At 60.0% G+C, this 5,264-nt stretch carries 7 protein-coding genes; 4 read left to right on the top strand and 3 right to left on the bottom strand.

What is annotated here, in order from left to right; all coding sequences use genetic code 11:
• The 3 genes from K8U03_23225 to K8U03_23215 all read left to right on the top strand — a co-directional run.
• On the top strand, positions 1–490 hold a 490-nt coding region (locus tag K8U03_23225), incomplete at its 5' end, for a phosphoenolpyruvate synthase (GenBank protein ID MCE9607809.1).
• Between the two features lie 72 nt (positions 491–562).
• The gene (locus K8U03_23220) at positions 563–1,723 is read left to right on the top strand and encodes a hypothetical protein (GenBank protein MCE9607808.1); all 1,161 of its coding nucleotides are present in this window, start codon (positions 563–565) and stop codon (positions 1,721–1,723) included.
• 60 nt (positions 1,724–1,783) lie between these two features.
• Entirely contained in the window at positions 1,784–2,437 is a 654-nt protein-coding gene (locus tag K8U03_23215) for a BON domain-containing protein (GenBank protein ID MCE9607807.1), read from the top strand.
• Positions 2,438–2,460: 23 nt separating this feature from the next.
• Here K8U03_23215 and K8U03_23210 read toward each other — a convergent pair whose 3' ends face one another.
• Together K8U03_23210 and K8U03_23205 are read right to left on the bottom strand one after the other, a co-directional pair.
• Positions 2,461–3,447, bottom strand: a complete 987-nt coding sequence (locus K8U03_23210; GenBank protein MCE9607806.1) for a zinc-dependent alcohol dehydrogenase family protein — start codon at positions 3,445–3,447, stop codon at positions 2,461–2,463.
• A 102-nt stretch (positions 3,448–3,549) separates the two neighbouring features.
• Positions 3,550–4,191: a hypothetical protein gene (locus K8U03_23205; protein MCE9607805.1), complete on the bottom strand. Its 642-nt coding sequence runs from the start codon at positions 4,189–4,191 to the stop codon at positions 3,550–3,552.
• Positions 4,192–4,652: 461 nt separating this feature from the next.
• Between K8U03_23205 and K8U03_23200 the strand changes: the two genes are divergently transcribed.
• Positions 4,653–4,871 carry a hypothetical protein gene (locus K8U03_23200; protein MCE9607804.1) on the top strand — a complete coding sequence of 73 codons (219 nt, stop codon included), beginning with the start codon at positions 4,653–4,655 and terminating at the stop codon, positions 4,869–4,871.
• Positions 4,872–4,926: 55 nt separating this feature from the next.
• On the opposite strand, the gene K8U03_23195 is transcribed toward K8U03_23200, so the two are convergent.
• Positions 4,927–5,264 (bottom strand): sigma-54-dependent Fis family transcriptional regulator (locus K8U03_23195; GenBank protein ID MCE9607803.1); only part of this gene is annotated, 338 nt, incomplete at its 5' end.

Here is a 5,264-nt window from a genome sequence, read left to right as displayed (position 1 = left end):
GGGGCTGACGAATCTCAAGCTGATGATTCCGTTTTGCCGCACGGTCGAAGAAGGCCGTCGCGTGCAACAAGAAATGGCGAAGCACGGGCTCGTGCGCGGTCGCAACGGCTTGGAACTGTACGTCATGTGCGAAATCCCGAGTAACGTCATCTCCGCCGCGGCCTTCGCGGAAATCTTCGACGGCTTCTCGATCGGCTCGAACGATCTGACGCAATTGATCTTAGGGGTCGATCGCGACTCGTCGATCGTGTCGCATGTGTTCGACGAGCGAAATCCGGCGGTGATGCAAGCGATCTCGGATGCCATTCGCAAGGTGAAGCAGGCAGGCCGCAAGATCGGTATCTGCGGGCAAGCGCCGAGCGACTATCCGGAGTTCGCGGAGTTCTTGGTCCGTGAAGGGATCGATAGCATCTCGCTCAATCCCGATGCCGTGCTGAAGACGATGCGCAGCATCCTTACGGTCGAAGACGAGCAAAGGAAATCGAACTAAGGCGCCTGCCGACGAGATCGAATCCGATCCTTCATCGAACTCAAAAGCCTTTTCAGCGTGGGCATTCCCGTCATGGAAACGATCCCGTACTCATCCTCATTTCTTCGTGCGCTGATTACCGGCTCGACCGATCCTTGTGTGTCGATCTACCTTTCGACGAAGCGCGACGATGGCGGCTTGCGACGAGCGCCGATTCATCTGAAGAACTATGTCACCGCGATCGAGAGCAGATGGGAGGAGCGTGGGGTTCGCACGTCCGTCGTGCGGGAACTCGTCGCACCGCTACGCAAGTTGATCGACGACGAGAAGTTCTGGCAATCGCAACATCGCCACGGACTAGCTGTGTTTCTCCGTTCGACGACCTTGCGGTGCTTCGGTTTGCGTAACTCTCCTCGACCCGGCCTGTGGATCGGATCGCGAGCCTATATCCTGCCGTTATTGGCGCGGGAAGAGAATTCCGATCCTTATCGACTCTTGGCCGTCAGTGCCAATGCCGCGGCCGTCTACGATGCTAACCGAGACGATCTGCATCCCCTCTCGATCGACTCGCTGCCGATCGACTTGGCCGACGCCCTTCGTTTGGATCAACCGACTGCGTTGGTTCAGGTGATGAACTCTCCGGTCGGAGCGACGTTTCACGGCCAAGGGGGCGAAATCGATCGCCGCAAAAGCGAACTTCACGATTATTTTCGCATGATCGACCGAGCTTTGCATTCGTATCTGGCTAAGATCCATCTCCCATTGGTATTCGCCGGGGTCGACTATCTTTTCCCGATTTACCGCGAAGTGAATACCTATCCGATGCTCGTGCCGGATTCCGTGTCGGGAAACCCGGAGCACATGGGGCTCGTTGAATTGCATCGACGCGCGGAGGCCGTCCTTGAAGGCTGGAGACGAAGCATCCTCGAGCGTGATCTCGCCGACTTCGAGAAATCGGTCGGGGGGCCGCGGACTGCGGACTTACTGACCGACGTTTTGGCGGCATCACACGAGGGAGCGGTCGAATGTCTGTTCGTCGCAGCCGGCCGATCGGTCTGGGGACGCTACGAACCGGAAATCGATCGACTCGCACTAACCTACCCCGACGACCCTGCCAGCGACGACTTGCTCAACTTAGTCGCCGTACAGACCCTGAAACATCGCGGGCGTGTGTACTTGATGGCCGGGACGGAAGTCCCGCACGGCGTCGTCGCGGCGGCTCTGCTCCGATACGCGCGATCCACCACCTCCTAGCGATAATCCATGAAACGGCGCGACTTTACTAGGACTACCTCTCGATAAGGAGATATCACAATGAAACCCGATGCCCAAGTGCAGCACGATGTCGTGCAACAACTAGAATGGGAACCCAGTGTCAACGCATCGCAAATCGGTGTCACGGCTAAGGATCATGTCGTGACGCTCACCGGGACCGTCGCGAGCTTGGCGGAGAAGGTCAAAGCCGAACAGGTCGCCAAGCGTGTCTACGGCGTTCTCGGTATCGCCGACGAACTCGTCGTCGAGATCCCAGGCGAACATCTCCGTGACGACTCGGATATCGCGGCCGCAGCCTTGAACGCGCTGTTCTGGGATCACGCCATCCCGAAAGATCAGGTGAAGGTAACGGTCCGCGACGGCTGGATCATTCTCGAAGGCAGCCTCTATTGGAACTACCAGCGCGAAGCGGCGCAAGCAGATGTTTCGAACCTCACGGGCGTGCGCGGCGTGACGAACTTGATCGCCGTGAAGCCGCGAGTCAAACCGGAGAAAGTACAAGAACGGATCGAGGCGGCGTTCAAACGGAGCGCCGAGATCGACGCCCGTCGCGTGAGCATGCAATCGACCGGCGGAACCGTCACGCTTCGGGGGAACGTCCGGAGCTGGGCGGAACTGGCCGAAGCTCAGCGGGCCGCCTGGTCGGCACCCGGTATCGTAAACGTCGATAACCGACTTTGCATCGTTCCTTGAGGCGGACCGGCTGAGTGTTCCGCTCAGGACATCGTCAACACCGCGGCGCCGCGCACCTTTCCCTGGCGCAATGCGTCCAAGGCCTCGTTGGCGCGCTCCAGCGGGAACGACTCGGTTTCGGTGCGAATCGAGGCCTTGCCGATCAGCTCGAAGAACTCGATGCCGTCGCGCCGCGTGAGGTTGGCGACCGACCGAATCGTCCGCTCGCCCCAGAGGATGTCGTAGGGGAACGAAGGGATGTCGCTCATGTGAATTCCGGCGCAGACGACGACCCCCGCTTTGCGAACGGCCCGCAGAGCCAAGGGAACCAACTCGCCGGCAGGCGCAAAAAGGATGGCCGCGTCGAGTTCGGTCGGCGGCGAATCGTTCGTGCCGCCGGCCCAGACGGCTCCCAAACTGCGAGCGAAGTCTTGGCCCGCATGATCGCCGGGCTTCGTGAACGCGAAGATTTCGCGCCCTTGAAACGTAGCGACTTGAGTCAGAATGTGCGCGGCTGCGCCGAAGCCGTAAAACCCGATCTTCCGTGCGACTCCGGCCATCACGAGCGAACGATAGCCGATCAGCCCCGCGCATAAGAGCGGCGCGGCATGGACATCGGAGTACTTCTCGGGAAGCGGGAAACAATACCGCGCGTCGGCGATGGTGTATTCGGCGTAGCCGCCGTTGATCTGATAGCCGGTGAACCGCGCCTCATCGCAAAGATTTTCCTGCTCGGCCAGACAATAGCGACAATGGCCGCAAGTCGAACCCAGCCAGGGTACGCCCATCCTCGCTCCGACGGAGATCCCCGTCACATCGGCCCCCAGCGCTTCCACGATGCCGACGATCTCGTGCCCGGGAATCAGCGGCAAGGTGGGATGAGGAAGCTCTCCGTCGACGACGTGCAAATCCGTGCGACACACTCCGCAGGCACGGACGCGGAGCAAGACTTGTCCCGCCTCCGGGACCGGCTTCTCCAGCTCCGCCCATCGCAACGGCTGCCGCGATCGATCGATTACCATCGCCTTCACGGAACGTCCTCGCGCTCAAGAGAAAAGAGACAGCGCCTCGTGAGATCGGCCGCGTTAGCTTTCGTCCGCACGGAAGACCGACATCCCGATGAGTCGACCTCGCTAGATAGTCGAGATCGGCTTCGGAATATATCGACCGTCGATGTACGACCGGTAGTAGAAGCCGAGGCAAGGTTCGCAGATTCCGTGACTGACGTTTTCTCGCGGACTTCGTACCCAATCTCTCACCCAATCCCATGTCGTTGCGACGGCGGCACGTCGAAATCGTCGACAATGTGCGCATTGGATCAGCATGCCGTGTCGATTGCGATACGTCGTCTCCAGCGGTTCGGCCGCTTCGCGATCCATCGGCGTCTCGATCCGCAAGGAGTTGATAACGAGAATCCCTTCGTTACGGCCGACCGGTAGGGCCGTCATATGAAACATCCGTAGCGCGTCGGGAGTAGAACACTCGTAGATGTGCTCCCAGGGGCGCTCCAAGCTTAGACAGTTGCGATAGTGCGACTCGTAGAACGCCTTCAGTGGTTGCGGGATCGCGTCGAGGATATTTCGCCCCAGTCGCCATTGTTCCGAAACAATGGGCTCGCCTCCATTGTTCGCAGCGAACTTCGTCCAGGCGGCGTTGGTGAATGCCAATGACAAGTCGGGCCAAAGCCCGTACACGATGTCTTGGGATTCCTGCAACGCAGGCAGCTTAAACGCCGTTAGCAGCTCGAGGAAAAGCGACGGGGAGGGATCGGCCATGTCGAAGACCTGGGTCTGCAAGAGGTCGCTTGGCGGCGGAATTCGACCTGTCGATCGGGCGCGAAGATTGCTCCGGCGCGCGGCGATGCGGATCGAAGCCGACGCATCATTGCATTCGACATGCCGATTGAAGGACTCAGCGAGGGACCGCATCGAGAAAGGGTCGAACCCTCTCCTTTATCGAACGAACTGAGGTCCCGCCGGAGAAAATTCTCTAGCGTAAGATGTGCCGCATGTGTGCCGATGTGCACATGTGCCGCGTGATCGATTCCGCCCCGTGCGTTTTCGCACGGTCCACTCCCCGGCGGAGAAGGTTTCCGCAACAACCGCGCGACGCCGAAAGTCATCGGAAAAACGAGCGCAAGAAAGCGCTGTGCAAGCGGGCGCGTTTTCGGCATCGCATTTGCTAATGGATGGGTCGACCTGATTTCCGTTGCCACCCTTGATGGAAGGAAGTTCCGATGTCGACCGCCGAACTGGTTCGCAAACCGCTCAAGATCGCTCGCCGTGCTTGTCGCATCCGTGATTCGTGGGGTTCCGAAGAACGGAGTCGACGGGCTCAACTGGCTGCTCAGGGTCTGAGGGACCTCGTTGCGCAAATCACGAGTAACATTTCCCCCGCCGACGTCTGGGCGATCGGTTCGCTCACGCCGGCAGATCTCCGCCGGCTCTCGGCCTAAGCTCTTCGCCTGAGAGCGAATCGACCGTGCGGTCGGTCGTGGCTGCGGCGCGTCGTCAGGCGCCGTACCCGCCGTCGGAAAAGTCGGCCGAATCGAGGCCGTGCTTTTCAATCAGCCGATAGAGTGTCCGCCGGTTCACGCCCAGCGCTCGGGCCGAACGGGCTTTGTTGCCCCGTTCGCGATTCAAGACTTCGACGATATGTGTCCGTTGGACCGCCGTCAGATCGTGCGTGAGCGCCGGACCGATTTGAGCGAGCGACGGAATCTCGGTTTCGCGGTTCCCCGGCGTCGTCACTTCTCCAGGGAGGTCTTCCAGCAAGACTTCGTAGTCGTCGGCTAGAATCTTCGCCCGTTCGACGACGTTGATCAGTTGACGAATGTTACCCGGCCAGG

The organism is Planctomycetia bacterium (genome assembly GCA_021413845.1).
In the GTDB taxonomy this organism is placed as follows: Bacteria; Planctomycetota; Planctomycetia; order Pirellulales; family PNKZ01; genus PNKZ01.
This window is presented reverse-complemented; position numbering and strand designations above follow the sequence as displayed.